The sequence below is a fragment of the Roseibium salinum genome (assembly GCF_026240905.1).
GTDB classification, from domain to species: domain Bacteria; phylum Pseudomonadota; class Alphaproteobacteria; order Rhizobiales; family Stappiaceae; genus Roseibium; species Roseibium salinum.
Window position 1 is genome coordinate 96765 of record NZ_JAPEVI010000001.1, and the last position, 17196, is coordinate 113960.

At 59.7% G+C, this 17196-nt stretch carries 19 protein-coding genes; 6 read left to right on the forward strand and 13 right to left on the reverse strand.

Going from position 1 to position 17196, the window contains the following annotated elements:
- The first annotated feature begins 379 nt into the window (after positions 1-379).
- Both ON753_RS00440 and ON753_RS00445 read left to right on the forward strand, forming a co-directional pair.
- A complete protein-coding gene (locus tag ON753_RS00440; RefSeq protein ID WP_265960579.1) occupies positions 380-613 on the forward strand; it encodes a type II toxin-antitoxin system CcdA family antitoxin in 234 nt (77 codons plus the stop codon).
- Complete coding sequence (locus ON753_RS00445; RefSeq protein ID WP_265960580.1) at positions 613-912, forward strand: CcdB family protein; 300 nt, start codon at positions 613-615, stop codon at positions 910-912. Before ON753_RS00440 ends, ON753_RS00445 begins: the two co-directional genes overlap by 1 nt.
- A gap of 122 nt (positions 913-1034) precedes the next feature.
- On the opposite strand, the gene ON753_RS00450 is transcribed toward ON753_RS00445, so the two are convergent.
- From ON753_RS00450 to ON753_RS00460, 3 genes are read right to left on the reverse strand one after another with little or no spacing between them, the layout of a single operon-like run.
- Positions 1035-1643 (reverse strand): ATP-dependent Clp protease proteolytic subunit, encoded by a 609-nt coding sequence (locus tag ON753_RS00450; RefSeq protein WP_265960581.1) that lies wholly within the window; start codon positions 1641-1643, stop codon positions 1035-1037.
- A gap of 46 nt (positions 1644-1689) precedes the next feature.
- On the reverse strand, positions 1690-2079 hold the full coding sequence (locus ON753_RS00455; protein ID WP_265960582.1) for an SRPBCC family protein: 390 nt from the start codon (positions 2077-2079) through the stop codon (positions 1690-1692).
- A complete protein-coding gene (locus ON753_RS00460) occupies positions 2076-2390 on the reverse strand; it encodes an ArsR/SmtB family transcription factor (RefSeq protein WP_265960583.1) in 315 nt (104 codons plus the stop codon). The genes ON753_RS00455 and ON753_RS00460 overlap by 4 nt, the downstream gene beginning before the upstream one ends.
- Before the next feature lie 552 nt (positions 2391-2942).
- Between ON753_RS00460 and ON753_RS00465 the strand changes: the two genes are divergently transcribed.
- The 3 genes from ON753_RS00465 (at position 2943) to ON753_RS00475 (ending at position 4263) form a co-directional block, all read left to right on the forward strand.
- Positions 2943-3293 (forward strand): antitoxin Xre/MbcA/ParS toxin-binding domain-containing protein, encoded by a 351-nt coding sequence (locus ON753_RS00465; RefSeq protein WP_265960584.1) that lies wholly within the window; start codon positions 2943-2945, stop codon positions 3291-3293.
- Between the two features lie 2 nt (positions 3294-3295).
- Positions 3296-3811 (forward strand): RES family NAD+ phosphorylase, encoded by a 516-nt coding sequence (locus ON753_RS00470; protein WP_265960585.1) that lies wholly within the window; start codon positions 3296-3298, stop codon positions 3809-3811.
- A gap of 182 nt (positions 3812-3993) precedes the next feature.
- Positions 3994-4263, forward strand: coding sequence for a WGR domain-containing protein (locus tag ON753_RS00475; protein ID WP_377047275.1), 270 nt, complete (start codon positions 3994-3996; stop codon positions 4261-4263).
- Here the strand turns inward: ON753_RS00475 and ON753_RS00480 are convergent.
- From ON753_RS00480 to ON753_RS00500, 5 genes are all read right to left on the reverse strand, one after another.
- The gene (locus tag ON753_RS00480) at positions 4246-4992 is read right to left on the reverse strand and encodes a sulfite exporter TauE/SafE family protein (protein WP_265960587.1); all 747 of its coding nucleotides are present in this window, start codon (positions 4990-4992) and stop codon (positions 4246-4248) included. The two genes, ON753_RS00475 and ON753_RS00480, sit on opposite strands and share 18 nt — an antisense overlap.
- A gap of 66 nt (positions 4993-5058) precedes the next feature.
- Positions 5059-6030, reverse strand: a complete 972-nt coding sequence (locus ON753_RS00485; RefSeq protein ID WP_265960588.1) for an ABC transporter substrate-binding protein — start codon at positions 6028-6030, stop codon at positions 5059-5061.
- 28 nt (positions 6031-6058) lie between these two features.
- Entirely contained in the window at positions 6059-6886 is an 828-nt protein-coding gene (locus ON753_RS00490; protein WP_265960589.1) for an ABC transporter ATP-binding protein, read from the reverse strand.
- Positions 6883-7641, reverse strand: a complete 759-nt coding sequence (locus tag ON753_RS00495; protein ID WP_265960590.1) for an ABC transporter permease — start codon at positions 7639-7641, stop codon at positions 6883-6885. The genes ON753_RS00490 and ON753_RS00495 overlap by 4 nt, the downstream gene beginning before the upstream one ends.
- Before the next feature lie 15 nt (positions 7642-7656).
- On the reverse strand, positions 7657-8766 hold the full coding sequence (locus tag ON753_RS00500) for an amidohydrolase family protein (protein ID WP_265960591.1): 1110 nt from the start codon (positions 8764-8766) through the stop codon (positions 7657-7659).
- A 418-nt stretch (positions 8767-9184) separates the two neighbouring features.
- Between ON753_RS00500 and ON753_RS00505 the strand changes: the two genes are divergently transcribed.
- Positions 9185-10102 (forward strand): LysR family transcriptional regulator, encoded by a 918-nt coding sequence (locus ON753_RS00505; protein ID WP_265960592.1) that lies wholly within the window; start codon positions 9185-9187, stop codon positions 10100-10102.
- A 652-nt stretch (positions 10103-10754) separates the two neighbouring features.
- Here the strand turns inward: ON753_RS00505 and ON753_RS00510 are convergent.
- From ON753_RS00510 to ON753_RS00530, 5 genes are all read right to left on the reverse strand, one after another.
- A complete protein-coding gene (locus ON753_RS00510; RefSeq protein ID WP_265960593.1) occupies positions 10755-12659 on the reverse strand; it encodes a TRAP transporter permease in 1905 nt (634 codons plus the stop codon).
- A gap of 80 nt (positions 12660-12739) precedes the next feature.
- Complete coding sequence (locus ON753_RS00515) at positions 12740-13678, reverse strand: TAXI family TRAP transporter solute-binding subunit (RefSeq protein ID WP_265960594.1); 939 nt, start codon at positions 13676-13678, stop codon at positions 12740-12742.
- Positions 13679-13756: 78 nt separating this feature from the next.
- Positions 13757-15808 (reverse strand): molybdopterin cofactor-binding domain-containing protein, encoded by a 2052-nt coding sequence (locus ON753_RS00520; protein ID WP_265960595.1) that lies wholly within the window; start codon positions 15806-15808, stop codon positions 13757-13759.
- Positions 15805-16278 (reverse strand): (2Fe-2S)-binding protein, encoded by a 474-nt coding sequence (locus tag ON753_RS00525; RefSeq protein ID WP_265960596.1) that lies wholly within the window; start codon positions 16276-16278, stop codon positions 15805-15807. The genes ON753_RS00520 and ON753_RS00525 overlap by 4 nt, the downstream gene beginning before the upstream one ends.
- A complete protein-coding gene (locus ON753_RS00530; RefSeq protein ID WP_265960597.1) occupies positions 16275-17177 on the reverse strand; it encodes an ABC transporter substrate-binding protein in 903 nt (300 codons plus the stop codon). Before ON753_RS00530 ends, ON753_RS00525 begins: the two co-directional genes overlap by 4 nt.
- Positions 17178-17196: the final 19 nt, after the last annotated feature.

The window sequence follows — 17196 nt, forward strand, 5'->3', positions numbered from 1 at the left end:
AAAACCTGCCGGTCCGTTTCGGCCCCATCTTTGATCTCAGGTGTTCTCCAAACGACCAATGGTCAAAGGAGAAGATAAATGGGTACTGCGCAATATAATTCGAACGCATTGGGAGCGTCGGGCTTGGAATGCTGACCGAAAGGTCGGTGTGAAGAAATTCAGCATCAAGTTCACCAAGCAGGTCCAGGCCGAACTCGTGAGGGCGATCAAGGAGCGCAAGTCGGTTCGCATCTTTCGCCGACAGGAAGCCATTGCGGAGTGAGGTTTTTATCAAATGGTCAAAAAAGTTCAGTATTTACGCGCATAGACTATGCGCATTGAGTCTGCGCGTCTTCTGTTGTATCGTCGTCGCGGCAACGTATCTCGGGAACGAAGTGAAATGGCACCTTCAACGGCAAGAAGATCAACCAACCTGACAATTGATGCATCGCTTGTTCGCTCTGCGAAGGATCTGGGCATCAACATCTCCAAGGCTGCAGAAGAAGGTATTCGGACAGCTGTTTCCAGAACCCTGGCCGATCAGTGGAAACTGGAGAACCAGGCTGCGCTGAACAGTTCCAATTCCTATGTTGCAGACCATGGACTGCCGCTAGGGAAAAACCGGCTGTTCTGATGGCCAGAAATCGTCTCTACCGGCTTGAACCCGATCAAGTCCTTGTCCTGGATGTTCAGGCGGACCTTCTGGAAAGCCTCAATACACGGGTTGTTGTGCCGCTGTTGCGGAAATCGGAGGCCCCTGCCCCGGCGAAAATCCTAAATCCGATATTCACCATAGAAGGTGAGTCGTTCGTTATGGCCACTCAGTTCCTGTCAGCGGTTTCGGTCTCTCAACTGGGGGAATCGATCGGGAGCCTGGATGGGTCTTTTCCAGAAATTACGAGGGCCTTGGATATGCTGTTCCAAGGTTTCTAAGGCCGCTCGCCATGCTAGCAACTTTTCTGTCAGCCGAGCATATCGGGCCACGGAACGTTCATTTCCAGGACGGCATGTGAATCAGCGAAAGGCCCCGCTCGGGGGCACTCGGTTGCGCCGATTCACAATTCGGTGGCGTCTCGTTCAGTCAGGATGCAGTCGATCAGTCCCCACTCCAGCGCCTCTTCAGGCGTCATGAACCGGTCCCGGTCCATCGCAAGCTCGAACTCCTCATATGTTCGGTTGCAGTGCTTGGCATAAAGCCGCGTCATGCGCTGCTTCGTGCGCAGGATTTCCTCAGCATGGATTGCCATGTCCGAGGCCTGGCCCTGGAAGCCGCCGGAGGGCTGATGGATGAGGATATTGGCATTGGGCAACACCGCACGCTGCCCAGGTTCGCCGGCCATCAGCAGAAATGATCCCATCGAGCGGGCAGTTCCCATGCACAGCGTATGAACGGGTGCCCGGATATAACGCATGGTGTCGTACATCGCAAAACCGCTGGTGACCATGCCGCCGGGTGAATTGATGTAAAGCTGAATCGGCTTCTTGGGACTATCAGCTTCCAGAAAAAGCAATTGCGCGCAGATGAGCGCCGACACCGTATCGTTCACCTCACCATTGAGAAAGACGATCCGCTCGCGAAGCAGTCGGGAATAGATATCGAAAGAGCGTTCACCACGGCTGGATTGTTCCACCACCATTGGGACGAGCTGCATCGCTTCGCGCATTTGGCGAACTCCTGTGTCTTGATAATTTTGGTTGATTGAGGGGCGGTCAGGCAGCCAGCATCAGAACCGGCTCATTGTTGTTTGCGGCCTTGGGCATCCGCGGCGCCAAGCGGCCATCGGCAAGGTCATGGACGATCCTTATAACCGTGCCGCCATTGCTGTCGGGCCGAAGCTGAAACGCCACGACGCTTTCCAGAAATGGCGGGGCCGTGTCCCTCATTCGGTAAGAGATTTCCTTGCCGGGCACCTCAACGACGGGCTCCGCCTCGGCGAGATCCCGTCCCGGTAGCCACCTCTCCCTGAATGCGGGGATCGTGATTGCCCGCCAGACCTTTTCCGGCGGTGCTTCGAGTTCGTATTCCAGCACTAGGTCCGCCGCTTCAGCATCGGTTCCTGTCGTCTTAACAATCTCTGCGTCGGTCGTCTGGTCACTCATTGGTCCATGTCCTTCAGCAGTGCCCTCAATGCATCGATGCGGGCCGGCCAGTAAGCACGGTATTTCGAAAGCCAGCCGGCGATAAGGGCCAGCCCATCGGGATCGACTTCGTAGTTCACGAACCGGCCCTGCCGTTCCTGCCGCACAAGCCCTGCCTGGCACAGAACGGCAAGATGCTGCGACATCGCAGGCTGGCTGATATCAATGCCGTCGCGCAGTGAACTTGCGTTCATGCTGCCATTGGCCAGCTTTTCGAAGATCGCGCGCCGTGTCGGATCAGCCAGGGCCTTGAAAATCTCGTTCTCAATCATGAGGTCACATAAGCATGCGCTTATGTGAAGTGCAATACTGATTGCGAAAAAATTCTGTGAAGGCAGGGCAAAAGACTCTCTGGCAACCTTCTGGATGCCGGCAGCTTGGAAAGGACGGGCTTTGACGTCTTTTTGAGAATCGACCGGACCGGAGCAGCGAGCACACCGCGCTCGGCTTCGATCCTCGATGTCGTCGGTTATTCGGTTATCTCCGCACGTCCTGTCGTGATCTGAAAAGCTGCCTGATATCTGGCAGTTTCTGAACTCCGATAAAGGTTGTGACGCAACCTGCTAATCAGTGATGGCCTTCCAATGGGGAATGCCAAGACCGCCGGGGTGCCGGTTTCGCCTTTGAAGAGTTTTGCGACAGGTCCGAGCAATAAGCGGAAATGCGGCGCCCACGCTCCTAAAGCCACCCCGCCAAAACCAGTTGACGGTTCCAGTCCAGCAACTCCATGAGGTATGTCGCGAAGTCATCCCTCTCTGGCACTTGATCGCCAATCATATAGACGCTATATTGCGTCAAGATTACCGTCAATATTAGGTGAAGCCATGGACCTCGCGCAATATTCAGACCACGGGCTATTTGCACCGAACAAGATCGCGAGCGCTTTTCGGACGACGAGCGAGGAAATCGCACGGACGGTCGGCCTCGGCAAGGATGCGATCCAGCGCAAGGATCGGGTGCGATCGGACAAAACACAGCGACGGCTGCGCGAGATGGTGGAGATCGTCAACAAGGTCGAGCCGCGTTTCGGCTCGGCGTTGATAGCTTACGCCTGGTACCGATCCGAGCCGCTGCCGGGGTTTTCCGGGCAGACGGCCATGCAACTGGTGCGAGACGGACGGGCGGGCGAAGTGCACGACTTCATCGATGCTGTCGACGCCGGCGTGCACGCCTGACCGTGGCTCTCACCTATTTCGGAAAACTCTACAGGGCCCTTAATCCGGTCTATGCACGCGAACCGATGTCGGGACGCGGGGCGGAGCTCTATGGCGGCCGGTTTAATCCAAAAGGTGTGCCGGCGCTCTACGCGTCGACTTCCGTGCTGACGGCATTGAGGGAAGCCAATCAGGTTGGCAATCTTCAGCCGACGACACTTGTCTGCTATCGCGCCGAGATCGAGATGGTCTTCGACACCCGCGATACGTCGGCTTTGGCTGCAGCAGGCTTCGACGAAACCGCGCTGGCAGACCCGACCTGGCGCGACCAGACGACGACGACAGGCGAAGCACGAACGCAGCGTTTGGCCCGCCAACTGATCGCGGAGGGTTACAACGGCCTGCTCGTGCGCAGCTTCGCCAAGGGAGCCGGTCCAGGCGATACGAACCTGGTGCTCTGGAGATGGGGAAGAGGCGCCTCGTCTCGCCTGACATTGATCGATGATGAGGATCGGCTCGGCCCGGCCAAGCCGTCGTAGATCGCCCTCAGATAACAAGGGTCGTTCCGGCGAACTCAGCCGTCCCATCATCGTTGCAAATCGTCAGATGCAACCACGATTCAAATCCTTCATTGGAGGATTGGGGCGTCTGTGCCGAACAGTGGCGATATGGAACTCATGACGAAACCGTTCTTCTGACGCGCGTTGACCCGCGCCTCAACATGGCCCGGTTCTACTCGTTGTCCATAGAACCGACGATGTTCGGCGCCTTTGTTCTCAATCGCTCCTGGGGTCGTCTCGGCACTTGGGGCCAATCGCGTCTGGAATATTTTCCGGATCTGAGCGCGGCCCGTGCGCGTAAAGAGCAGCTGACCTGTGAACTGGCGAGGGGTCGCGACGCCGATCGGCATCATAAGCCGTTGAAATTCCGTCATCTGACAGGGTCACATCCAAATGCCGTTTCACAGCCGCCGTCAAACGACGCTGGATAAAAGCATCACGGTGGTAGCCGTCAAAACACTCAGAAGAATCTTTCGAAAAAGCATTTCGGATAGAAGGCGCGAGATCACCCAGCCGGCCGCGATGCCGAGCACCAGAGGAGGAGTCAGGAAAACGGCCAACTTCAAAGTCTGAGCATCAAAACCGGACACTGCAGTGTATGACAGAACATTCGCGCCATAAGCGAAGACAAAGAAGGCGAGAATTGTCGAGCGCACGGAGGCTTTCTCGTAGGAGCGGATCGACATCCATGTCGCGGCCAATGGTCCAGGCATTGCCAACATACCGCCCATGATGCCCGACAACACTCCGACAGACGCAACTTCGATCCCGGGTTCTCCGAATGTGGAAACTGCTGCGCTTTTCCGACGCATGTCGGAAACAAGCGTCAGTGCGACAAATGCCACCATGGCCGCAGCAACGAGCTTCAAAGCGACAACACTTAGTTCTGCCTGCAGAAACAAGCCGAAGGCAATCCCGGCGATACTGCCGGCCGCCAGAAATCCGAGAATTCTTTTTTCGACACCGCCGCGCAGCATCGGCACGAGTATGATCGCGATCAACAGATTATGCAGCGTACTGATCTGGAGCGCTTCAGTGCCGTTCAATGCGACTAGAAAGATCGGACCGGCAATGACGCCATAGCCGATTCCTGTCGCAGCCTGAAGAATGGAGGCTCCGAAAACCGCAAAGCCAAGAAGTGCAAGATACGCAGGATCCATTCCGTGTGTCCAAGAAAAAGGGCCGGACCACGGGGATGATCCGGCCAGTTGAGGAGGAGAAGACGATCAGTTTATGGAAACGCGGCTTGCATCGATTTCGGCAAGAAAGCTGCTGTCAAAGTAAGCACCGATCGAGTCCCGTGTCGGCACATCGCCTTTGATGGAACCGCGTTGATTGATCCAGACGCCTTCATCGACCATCAGATCGATCAGGGCCTCGTCCAGGCTGACATTGAAGCTGTAGTTGGCGGAGGCTTCGGCCACCTCCTCAGGTTTGAGCGTTCCGCTCAGCACGCGCGACACGGCTTCGTGTGATTCCGTGGGATCGGCTTTCACTACCTCTTCGGCTTCGACCAAAGCCGACAGGACGGCAGTTACCGCGTCGGGATTGTCGTCGATCAACTCTTGGGTGGCCACGAGAATGAAATGGGTCTCGTAGCTGGAAATCGGGATTTCCTGATACTTGTCTCCCAAGATCTCTTTCGCGCCGCCGTAGAAGGACGGGAACATTGCCCCGGCAAAGATATCGCCGCGCGCCAGGGCCGGAACGATGTCCGGGGGGCCGACAGAGACGATTTCGGCCTCGACGCCGGCGTCCCTCAGCTCGTTCTCTAGCCAGAAATGCACATTGGTTCCGGCCGTGACCCCGATCGGCTTGCCCGCCAGGTCGGCCACAGAATCGATTCTGGCATCGCCGGTATGGATGATCCGCGTGGCCTGATACCGTGACAGGCCGGCAATGACCTTGAACTCCTGATCGCGCATCGCACCGACAACGGCGGGGAATTCGGCCATGACGGCAACGTCAAGCTGGCCGCCAAGGAGCGCTTCGAATGCCGCACGGCCGGACTGAAACGGAATGACGTTCACATCCAGACCGTGCTTTGCAAACAGGTCATGATCCATCGCGACCGACAGTTGCGGAATGTCGAGATAGGCGCCGCCACCAAACGTGATTTCGGTGTCTTGCGCCATCGCGGCTGTCGCCATTGTGGCGAGGCCAGCGGCGAGAAAGGTTGATTTGAGCGGGTTGTACATTGTTACCTCCGGTTAAATTGAGTGTGCATCAGTGATCGTCGGCACCGGGTTGGCGCAGCAGACTGATGATGTGATTGCGGTTCTTCAGGAAGCTCTCGGTCACCTGATGCGCCCGGCGCGGCCGCTCGTCGGTGATGTCCATGGTCTCGATGATGCGACCCGGTCCGGCGCTCATGATATGGGCCTTGTCGGACAGGATCAGTGCTTCATCGACGTCATGGGTGACGAAGATTACGGTGGCCTTGTGTGCCTCCCACACGCGCAGAAGGATCTCGTGCATGACCACACGGGTCTGGGCATCCAGCGCACCGAATGGTTCATCCATCAACAGAACCTTCGGCGAGGTCACGAAGGTCCGGGCAAGTGCCACCCGCTGCCGCATTCCACCCGACAACTGGCCGGGATAATTGTTTTCGCGTCCTTCGAGCCCGACTTCCTTGAGAGCTGTCATCGCACGCTCCCTGCGCTCCTCTTTCGTCATCGGGAACCGCTTGAGCGCAAACAGGACGTTGCCGAGCGCAGTGAACCACGGGAACAGGGCGTATTGCTGGAACACCACTCCGACATCCGGATTGATGCCTGTCACCGGCTCGCCATCCAGCTTGATGATACCGCTGGACAGAGCGACAAAACCGCCGACCGCGTTCAACAAGGTGGACTTGCCGCATCCCGACGGTCCGATCAGCGAGATGAACGATCCTGGCTCGATCACCAGATCGGTCGGTGCGAGAGCCTCGATCTTCTTGCCTCCGGGGCCCTCGAATGTGACCGCGGCGTTTTCCACGTCAATTCTGCCGACCTCGGTGTTGGACATTGCCTGAGTTTCCTCGACTATTTTCAGTGCAGCTTCCATCATGCGCTCTCCCAATGGACCAGCCGGCGGCTGATGATGACAAAGACCGAGTCGAGCAGCGCGCCAAGGATGCCGAGCTCGATGAGCCCCACGAACATGCGGTCGGTCTGAATGAACTGGCGGGCATCCTGAAGGCGGAAGCCGATGCCCGACGAGGCGCCGCTAAGCTCGGCGGCGACCAGGCTGAGGAACGCCAGCGCCGCACCCAGCCGAAGCCCAACGACGATATGTGGCGCTGCGGCAGGAACGACGACTTCGAAAAACTCGCGGAAGCGATTGGCGCCAAGCGACCGCGCGGCGCGGATATAGGTGCCCGCGACGGCAGAAGCTCCGGCATGGGTATTCAGCCAGACGGCCAGGAATACTGTGTAGGAGATCACGAAGTATTTCGATCCTTCGCCGATGCCGAACCAGACGATGGCAATCGGCACCAGCGCAATGGCAGGGATCGGTCGCAACAACGTCAGGAAGGGTTCCAGAGCCACCGAAAAGGCAAAGACCCGTGCGGTAAGCAGCCCGATCAGCACCCCCAGTGTCGAGCCGATCGCAAAGCCGATGCCGGCGCGTTTCAGCGATATCTGCAAGTCACTGATCAAGACTCCGTCCTTGTAGAGCTCCACCGCGGCAGCCAGAACCTGGGGAGGGGTCGGAAAGAGGTTCTGGTTGACGAGCCCGAAGCCCGACACGATCCACCAGATCGCCACCACGCCCATAAGCGACATGACAAGCTGGCCGTATTTTTTCAGATGCGTTTCCATCGCTTTGCTACCCTTTCATCTGTTCCGAAAATCGCCCGACCGGCCATGGCACCGAACAATCGGCGCAGCGCTGACGACGTCATGCGCGCGGTCCCTGTTGGTCTTGAGGAATTCTTCCGCATCCCAACCGACGGGCCGGGAATGCTCCATGACGGTCCTGCCGTCGATGATCACCGCTTCGATCTGGTCGCGATTGTAAAGCCGGACCAGTTCCCATTCGAAGTCCCAGGAAGGATTGACCTCGGGCTGTCGACGATCGAGCACAAGGAAATCGGCGCGTCGGCCGACCCTGATCTCCCCCGTCACCCCGCCAAGCCCTGCAACATCGGCACTGCCGCGCGTCGCGGCGTCGATCCAGGTCCAGGCCGCACCACACGAGAAATCCGCGTTCTGCATGCCTTGGGAAAACCGCTGTGCGGTTTCGGCGGTTTCAAGCAGGCGTAGCGCGTCGGACCGCGTGCTGTCGGTGCCGATGCCAAAGCGGACACCGCGGGCGGCAAATGCCAGGGCGGGCGCGGCGCGATCGCCTTTCCAGGCGCTGGCCAGCGGGTTGTAGCTGACCGCGGAACCGGTCTCGCGAAGAATTTCGATCTCGTTATCCGTCACCAGCGTGCAATGGTGGTGCAACGTGTGCGGCCCGACCGCGCCATTTTCGGCGAAATACTCCAGCGGACGCTTGCCATATGTGCACACGCTCCAATGCACCTCCACATGATGCTCGTTGGTATGGATCTGGAACAGGACGCCTTTTTCGGCGCTGTAATCCGACAATGCGCGGATCAACTCGCCGGGTGCACCTTGCACCGCGGGGATGCAGAGCGAAGGCGTGATGAGCGGCTGGTCCTTGCAAGCCGCGATATGCGCCTCGACCCGAGTCAGCGACGAGTCTATTGCCTTCGCAATGTCGCAAGCTCCCGGCAATTCCCGGCCGTCGACAGGCAGTGCCGCACCGGTGCTGGACACAAGGCGAATGCCGACATCCGTTGCCGCCCGGTGAAGAGCCTCTGTCTTGGCCTCATTTTGAATCGCAAAATTGACGATGCCGGTAAAACCGCCGCGCAGCGCTTCGAGAAACATCCACTTGGCAGAAACATAGACCGTTTCCGGATCAAAGCTGCCTTCCATCGGGGTCCAGATGCGGCGCCAGATCTGCGCAGGTTCCCCCCGGTGATCGCCTTACCGAACGCCTGGCCAAGGTGAGTATGTGCGTCGATGAAGCCCGGCACGATAGCGCGTTCAGGCAAGTCGGTAACCGGGGTATCCCGAAATTGAGTCTCGAAGTCGGTCCGGAAACCGACAAAGGAAATCGCGCCGTCGCGGACTTGCAACACCATGCCGGGCTGCGCTCCCTTTGGCGTCAGCAAAAGGTCCGGTGCAAGAGCAAAACTGCTGCGTTTCGTAAGTTCCGGCAATCCAGTCATGGTCTGTGCTGCGTCCTTGTTTCGCGAGCCGCGTTTACTTGCAAGGATCGTAGACAACAGAAGCAATAGAAGATAATAATATATATTGCGGCGCTCATAGCTTTTGACTATGGAGTTGAATTTTGATCAATATTCGTCAGTTGCAGTGCCTTCGTGCGATCATGATGAGCGGAAACATGACGCAGGCGGCCGAAATATTGGGTATCGCCCAGCCCTCGGCCAGCAGTCTGATCGCCAACCTCGAACATACGCTGGGGTTTCGGCTCTTCGACCGCGTGAAGGGCCGACTGGTGGCCACACCCGAAGCGAAGTTCCTGATGCCGGATGTCAATCGCACATTGGAAAGCGTGGAATTAACCGAACATCGGGCCCGCCAGATCCGCGACAACCGCCGTGGAGATCTCACGATCGTGTCCTATCCCGACATAGCTATCGATTTCCTGCCCGAGGTCCTCAGCGGCTTTCTGGCAGACAGGCCGTCGGTACGGGTTCAGCTTCAGGCGCGCCGCTCGGAAATGATGACCGGCTTGCTGCAGACCCATGATTTCGATCTGGCGATTTCAACCCGTCTGGCTGAGGATCAGACCCTCGATGTCCAGGAGTTCTCGATCCCGTGCCTGATCGCCTTTCCGCGCGGACAAGCACCACGGGACAAACCCGTGCTGAAACCCGCCGATTTGTTGGCAGAGACCCTGATATGTGTGAGTTCGACACACCCAACCACGATTCAACTGTCGGAGCGCTTCGATCAGCGGGGAATCGCCTTCCCCGGAGCCACTGTTGAAGCGCAAACCTTCGAGTCGGTATGCGGCTTTGTCCGACGGGGTTTCGGAGTGGGAATCATCGACGCCATTACCGCTCGACGCTATGCGAACGCGCTGGATCTTGCCCAATTCGCGCCGGCATTCTGGCAAACTTTGTATGTATTGCGCCCCCTTGATCGACCAGCATCAAAGATCACGCTAGAATTTTCCGAACGTCTCGCCGACAGATTAAAGACACTTGAATGTCCATTCGACCAAGCTATCAGCTCAAGATAGCTTAGCCAAACCGGCGTTGTGATGTTCATGTTAGGCACTTGGTCGCTCAGGCATTACTGCCTTGGCCTCATAATCCAGAAGCGAGAAAACCAAACAGAACTGATCCTCGTGCCGTTTACCACCAAGGAACCAGTTGCAGGATCTCACCTCGTTGAGGTTCCGCAGATCGAAAAAAGGCGGGCCGGACTCGACGAGCAGTTGCGGCTCTGAGTGATCCGCGACGAATTCAATTCAGATGTGCCCGAACTTGCTTACTGCTTTGAACCGGGTAGCCGGATCGGTGGATTCAGCATCAAGTTGACAGGTTCAGTTTTCCGGCTGCACACTCCTCGTTGCTAAACGTCTTTTGGCCTAAGCCGATTTCTCACGCTGTTCTCGAGTATTCCAGTGATTTTGAATGGCGGTGATCACGACTAACTGGAGACGATGAAGATCGGCAATGTGGACCTGCGGAAACCTCCCGTCGATCAGCATCGGCACCTGGCACCGGTCCGGAACAAGCGCTGGAGGCTCTACGCGAAGGCGCCGTTCGCCGGGCCGTAGGCGGTGCCCGCTTATACGCAAACGGCGGCTGAGCCGTGCGGCCTTCCAGCTTGACGCCCCTTCAAGCTCCAAGGGAGAAGGTCGTGGAAGGCGGATTGCGGTTGGCCGATCACTTCGCCACGAGGAGCGCCACGCGGGGTCCTCCGAACTGGATCACCAAAGCAACACCCGTTAGCATAAGCAGGGCGATGACGGAACTGGTCTGCTCTTGATATATCAACAGCAGGCCGGACAAGGCCATCGCCCCACGTCCTATCTGGTTAAGGCTGCGCCGGAAATACCCCACGACCGCCGAACTGATGCAAAACACCGCCAGCAACCCGGTCATCACCGCCACTGTAACGTTCATGCCTGAACCCTGCATCAGCAAGGCCGGGCTGAAGAAGAACATGAAGGGCAGGATGTAGCTGGTAATGCCATAGGTAAAGGCGGTCCAGCTCGTGCGGTTGATGTCGCTGCCCGCGATCCCCGCAGCCACATAAGAGGCAAGCGCCACAGGTGGCGTAATGGTCGAGATGCAGCCGAAGAAAAACACGAACATGTGCGCGGTCAGCAGCGGCACCCCCATCTGCACCAGCGGCGGGGCGACCACAGTGGCCAGGATCAGATAGGCCGCCGTTGTGGGCAGTCCCATTCCCAGGATGATCGCCAGAACGGCGGTCATGGCCAGCGCGAGCAGCGGCTCGCCCGCGGCCAGAACGATGATCAGGCTGGAGATTTTCGACCCTAGCCCGGTCATCGACAAGACCCCCGCCACGATGCCCGCCGCCGCGCAGGCCACCGCGATCGACAGCACGGCCAGCGCCCCGTCTTCGAGGGATTTCAGGGTTTTGTGCAGTACGCCCCGCAGATCGCGCCATTCATACAAGGTGCAGCCCACCAGCAGCAGGATCAAGGCAATGAAAGAGGCGCGAAACGGCGAGTAGCCAGCCAGCATCATCCCGATCAAGGTGAAAAACGGAACCATGAACCGGGTGCCAGCCAGCAAGGAGCGTCGCAGGGGCGGTGCATCGGAGGCGGCCTCGGTCCGGGGCAGGTTTACCTTGACCGCCTGCAAATGAACGATGAAGAAAATGGAGCTGAAGAATAACAGCGCCGGGATAAGCGCAGCCGTCATCACCTCGGAATAGGGGCGGCCGATGATCTCGGCCATGATAAACGCGGCAGCCCCCATGATTGGCGGCATGATCTGGCCACCGGTTGAGACCACGGCCTCGATCGCCGCAGCCTGGTTGGGCGTGTAGCCTTCGCGTTTCATCATCGGGATGGTCATGGTGCCGGTCACGGCCACATTGCCCGCAGCCGAGCCTGAGATCATGCCCAGAAGGGTGGAGAATATGACGGCCGTCTTGGCAGAGGCCGCCCGTGCGCCGCGGGTCAGGGAATGGGCCAACTGAAAGAAGAAATCGCCCGCGCCAAAGTTGTTCAGAAAGGCGCCGAAGATCGTGAAAATGATGATGTAGGATGCCGACACGCCCAAGGGGATACCAAAGATACCCTCGCCGCCGGTGGCCAGGAAGATAGATACGCGTTCCCATCCATAGCCACGGGTCGAAATGACCTCGGGCAGATAGGACGACACGAACGGATAGAGCAGAAAGACCACCGCGATCAGGCTCAGGAACAGGCCTATTCGGCGCGATACCGCGATCAGCACCAGCGCAATCATGACCAGGCCCACGCGCGCATCCAGATCCGTCGTCACGCCGCCGCTGAACGCAATCGGCCGCCAGCGAAAATAGGTGTAAAGACCGGCGCCGACGGCGATCAGCGCACAAACGACCCGCAACGACAGGCCAAAGGCAGCGCGTTTGGGGCTTGCGCCGTTTTCGACCGAATTGTCGCGCGGCAGTCTTACCAGAAACACCAGCGCCAACAGGACCGTCAGGTGAAGAATGCGGATGTCGAGCGTGGAATAGGTCAAGAACCCCGCTACAATCGCCAGGTGCCACAAGCTGAGCCCAATGGCGACCACGGTCACGACGTAGCTCAGGCCTTTTTCAATGGTCAGCACCGCTACACCCCTTTCTGCCAAGCACATCTTGGCCGCCGGCGCCGCATGCGCCGACGTCCGATTTACAGTTCAGATCATGCTCATTTGCGATTGGCGAAATACCGGGCCGCACCTGGGTGCAGCGGGATCGGCAGGTCGAGCGACGCTTCGGGCTCGATCGACGCGGCCAAGGCATTTTCCGCGATCAGCGCATCCATGTGGTCGTAAACCGCCTGGGTCAGGGTAAACGCCAGGTCTTCGTCCATGTCAGCCGGAGCAATCAGCAGGTTGGCCGAGCTGATGACCGAAACCGGCGCGTCGGTGCCGTAAACATCGGCTGGAACGACAACCCCGCCATAATAGGGGAAGCGCGCCTTCAGCTCGGCCATGTTTTCATCGCTGAGTTCGATGAATTCCAGATCATTGGTCGCAGCGGCCTGCACCACGGCAGAAGTCGGGAAGCCCGCAAGCGCAAAGGACGCATCCACGCTGCCATCGGCCAACTGACTGAAGCCGTCAGCATACGACAGGAAGCTGGGGGTGATATCCTCCATCGTCATGTCATACATCGACAGCAGGTCGTTCAGAATGTTCAGCGTGCCGCCGCCAGCGGGGCCAACGGCAACCGTACGGCCACGCAGGTCGGTGACGCTTTTGATCCCCGAACCGGGCAGGGTGACCATGTGCAAGACGCTGGAATGCAAAATGCCAAGTCCCGAGATCGGAAGCGCCTCGGGGTAGGGAGTGCGGCCCTCATGGGCGAAGAACGCAAGGCTTGCGGGGGCAATTGCCACGTCCACCTCGCCCGAGGCGATCAGCCGGGGGTTTTCCGCCCCGCCGCCCGTGACGATGGGCAACATGGTGTAGCCTTCGGCGAAATTGTTGATGGAATTGGCCAGCGCCTGCCCCATCGGGTAATAGGCCCCGCCCAGGCTGGCGGTGCCGATCCGCAGTTCGCTTTGCGCTGAGACGCCTTGCGCCGGAAGCGTCGCGCCTAGCGCCAGAACCGCTGTGACGACGAGTTTCGTTAGCGTTTTCATATGTACCTCCCTGTGTTGCACCTGTGCCGGCCGAACCCGATCTCCTCATTCGTGCACGGCCGAATGAAACCAGATTAATCAAGAAAAACTATTTTGCAACTTTTTATCGATTTTTTCGTCGTTCATCAGAACGGCAATCAGCCTGTCGCGGTCAAGGGGCAGGTCGGTGATCGGCTGGCCCAACGCCTGGCTGATGGCGTTGACGATGGCAGCAGCGGTCGGGCCGACCATGCACTCGCCCACCCCAAGCGAAGGCACATCGGAGCCGGGATCTGCGAGTGAAACGTGCAGCTTCGGCACGCCGTCCCATCCAAGTGTGGGATAATCGTCCCAGCCTTCGACCTCGATCTGGCCGTTGCGCAAAAGCGCACGCTCCAGCAAGGTCCAACTGGCGGACTGGATCATCCCGCCCTCGATCTGGTTCAACGCCCCATCGCGATGCACGACATGGCCAGCATCGACAACGGCCCACAACTCCAACAGGCGCGGCGCGTCCTCCAGCCGGATACGGGCGGCAACCGCCGCATAGGCAGCCTTGTTCTTGTAGCGCCCAAGGCCAATGCCAATGCTATCCTCGGGCATGGTGGACAGCGCGGCCATGGCAGGGGCGCAGGTGGTGGCAAGCTTATCCAGCACGGCGCGCGCACGCGGGTCGTCCAGATGACGGTCGCGACACGCGAATGGCGTCTCTCCGGCCCGCGCGGCCAGTCGGTCCATCGCAGCCTCTATCGCGATCGTGTTGACATGGGTGCCCAGGCCGCGCAGCGACGAAGTGCGTACAGGCAGATCCTGCACGATATGCGTGGTCACTTGCACCTTGGGTATGGCATAAATTGGCACGGCGTTGCGCGCAGCCCCTGCCCCGACCTGTTCTGGCAGATCGGGTATGTCGACCGGCCGCAGGTCGGGATCGCGCTCCATCGCGGCCAGAAGGTTGACATGACCAGCCCCGCCGGGACGCTGGCCGTGCGGAGCGCTCCAGATCTCCTGTTGCCAACCGGTGATGGTGTGGCTTTCATTCGTGGTCACCTTGGCTTCGGCCAGCATGGGTGCGCCAAGGGGCGCCAGGCGGATGTCGTCTATCCTCGGCCAGGCCACACGCACGGGCTGCCCTATGGCCTGCCGCGCGATCAAGGCGGCATCCATTGCCGCATCATCTGCGCCGGTATGACCGTAGCAACCGGCAGAGGGCACGTGATGGACCAGCACCTGATCCGCGCCCAGTTCCAGGACGCGGGCAATCTGCGTGCGCAGCGCGAACAGGCCCTGCGAATGGCTGTAGACGGTCATTTCCGCTCCGTCCCAGACCGCGACCGCACAAGAGGGCGCGATCGAGCCGTGCAGGATGAACCCCCGACTGGCAGAAACGCTGAACGTGGACGGCGCATCTGGTATGCTGCCCGTCCGGGTGCTCAACACCCGTCCCCATCTGATCCAGCCAGACACCGGACCATCGCAGCGCGTGTCGCCCGGCGCGGCGGGCTCAACCAGGCGCGCCCAGAGCGCGGCCAGCGTGGCCTCATCCGGGGCCAGGACAGCGGCATAGGCCTGATTGACGATCAAATGGCAGGTGTCGGGCAAAAGGGGGCGCACGTCATCAACCGCCCTGCCCCGCAAGGCGCGGGCATGCATCATGCCGGGCAACGCCATGTCTTGAAGATAAGCACGCGCGCCGATCACCGCATCGCCGACCAAATCCGTCCCCGCGCGCAGGTCGGGCACCGTGCCGATCTGCGCGCACTCCAGCCCTGCTAACAGGTCGAACAGGTCGCAGGCGTTTTGGCCATGGGCAAAACACAGCGTCGAGGGGTCGAGCGAGACCTTTTCGGCGGATACCCCGAGCGCCTGTGCGGCGGCGTTGCGCAGGTTGGACAGGACCGTCGCGGCTTCGAGCGCCAGCGCCGCGCCTGTCACCTGCACCGAAAGGCTGCCCGCCGTCAGCCCGTCATCTGGACTGTCCTTGGTGCTGACGGGCAGAACCCGCAAATGGCCCGGATCAATGCCAAGAGCGTTGGCGGCCAATGCCTCATAGGCTTCGAAGATGTGCTGGCCCAATTCCACCTTGCCAACGCGCAAGCCAATCCGGCGTGCGACGGGATCGAACACGAACCGTTTGCCAATCCCGGTCATGCCTCTGCCCCTGATGCATTCTTCACCCGTTCAAGCGCCCCTAGAATACGCGCATGCGTGCCGCAACGGCACAGGTTGCGCGACAGCGCCGCGGGCAGGTCCGTAGCTGCCCCGTCCCGCGCTAGGGCGGCGCTGGCGGCGGCAACGATACCAGGCAGGCAATAGCCGCATTGCGCCGCGCCTGCCGCGATCAAGGCTTCAGCCACCGCGCGCCCGGCGGGGGTTTTCACCAGCTCCTCGATCGTCTGCACATCGGCGTTTTGCAGCGCCGCGGCGGGCACCTGGCACGCTTGCACAGCAGCCCCGTTCATGACCACCGTGCATGCCCCGCAAGCCCCGGTGGCGCATCCAGTCTTGGTACCTGTCAAACCCAGATCATTGCGCAAATGGGCAAGCAGGGTCAGCCCGGCGCGCGGCGTCACGGTCACGCGGGCTCCATTGACGGTCAGCGACAGCGGCGGCACGCTCATGCCAGCACCATGGCGCGCGGGTCGAACAGGCTCTCTACGTCGAAAGGCAGCGCCTTGCCCGTATAGGTCTGGCGCAAATCCATCACCCGACGCGTGCCCGAACGCGACACTGGCAGGCCAGGAGCAAGGATGCTGTTCTGCCCCGAAAGCGCTTCGGCCACGCGCACGGCACGGGCGGGTGTCATGTCGCCCAAATGATCCACGAGCGCCTGTGCGATATGTTCGGCATTGGCCGGGTCAAGCACGAAATCCACACCGCGCAGCACAGCCCGCATGAAACCATCGACCGCGCCTGTGGCCAGAACCGCTGGCTGTGCGCAAAACACGTTGCCCTGGTAGCCGTCCCATGGGTCAGGATCGCTGATCAGGGTGCGGCAGCCTTCGCCATGGGCCAGGCTCTCGAAATACGCGTTCAACAGCGCCCCGGCCGCGGTTCCGGCTTGCACTGCATGCCAGCGTTCGCGAGGCCCCCCAGTGGGCAGCAGCTCATAACTGCCGAGGGGCAGGCCGTTCAGCGCCAACATTTCGCGCAGCAAAAAGGCGAATCCCGTGGACAAGGCATCGACCGCGATGCGCTGGCCTCGCAGATCCTCAAAACTTTGCACTCCCGGGCCGACGACCAACTGCAGGCGATAGGCCGCGCTGCCCATGAACACGACCAACTCTGACACCCGCTCTGTCGGCGCCGCCCCCTGCCCCGCATTGTAGGCGATCAGATTGTCGATGGCGGTGGCGGCAATGTCATAACGGCCATTGATTACGCCCGTCATCTGTTCGACTGAACTGGTGGTGCCAACCACGGTGACAGCCAGGCCCTCGTCAGAGAAAAATCCCCGATCTTGCGCAATTTCCAAGGGTACGGTCCCGGCATTGGTGAAAATGCTGACACGTAGTTTCATGGCCGTCTCCTGTCGTCTC

Coding starts and splice junctions, on each gene's coding strand:
- ON753_RS00525 (WP_265960596.1), bottom strand. CDS start 16,278: ATGAGCGTGCCGCCGCTGTCGCTGACCGTCAATGGAGCCCGCGTGACC.
- ON753_RS00520 (WP_265960595.1), bottom strand. CDS start 15,808: ATGACCGGGATTGGCAAACGGTTCGTGTTCGATCCCGTCGCACGCCGG.
- ON753_RS00480 (WP_265960587.1), bottom strand. CDS start 4,992: ATGGATCCTGCGTATCTTGCACTTCTTGGCTTTGCGGTTTTCGGAGCC.
- ON753_RS00495 (WP_265960590.1), bottom strand. CDS start 7,641: ATGGAAACGCATCTGAAAAAATACGGCCAGCTTGTCATGTCGCTTATG.
- ON753_RS00515 (WP_265960594.1), bottom strand. CDS start 13,678: ATGAAAACGCTAACGAAACTCGTCGTCACAGCGGTTCTGGCGCTAGGC.
- ON753_RS00450 (WP_265960581.1), bottom strand. CDS start 1,643: ATGCGCGAAGCGATGCAGCTCGTCCCAATGGTGGTGGAACAATCCAGC.
- ON753_RS00530 (WP_265960597.1), bottom strand. CDS start 17,177: ATGAAACTACGTGTCAGCATTTTCACCAATGCCGGGACCGTACCCTTG.
- ON753_RS00440 (WP_265960579.1), top strand. CDS start 380: ATGGCACCTTCAACGGCAAGAAGATCAACCAACCTGACAATTGATGCA.
- ON753_RS00485 (WP_265960588.1), bottom strand. CDS start 6,030: ATGTACAACCCGCTCAAATCAACCTTTCTCGCCGCTGGCCTCGCCACA.
- ON753_RS00465 (WP_265960584.1), top strand. CDS start 2,943: ATGGACCTCGCGCAATATTCAGACCACGGGCTATTTGCACCGAACAAG.
- ON753_RS00490 (WP_265960589.1), bottom strand. CDS start 6,886: ATGATGGAAGCTGCACTGAAAATAGTCGAGGAAACTCAGGCAATGTCC.
- ON753_RS00475 (WP_377047275.1), top strand. CDS start 3,994: ATGGCCCGGTTCTACTCGTTGTCCATAGAACCGACGATGTTCGGCGCC.
- ON753_RS00455 (WP_265960582.1), bottom strand. CDS start 2,079: ATGAGTGACCAGACGACCGACGCAGAGATTGTTAAGACGACAGGAACC.
- ON753_RS00460 (WP_265960583.1), bottom strand. CDS start 2,390: ATGATTGAGAACGAGATTTTCAAGGCCCTGGCTGATCCGACACGGCGC.
- ON753_RS00445 (WP_265960580.1), top strand. CDS start 613: ATGGCCAGAAATCGTCTCTACCGGCTTGAACCCGATCAAGTCCTTGTC.
- ON753_RS00500 (WP_265960591.1), bottom strand. CDS start 8,766: ATGGAAGGCAGCTTTGATCCGGAAACGGTCTATGTTTCTGCCAAGTGG.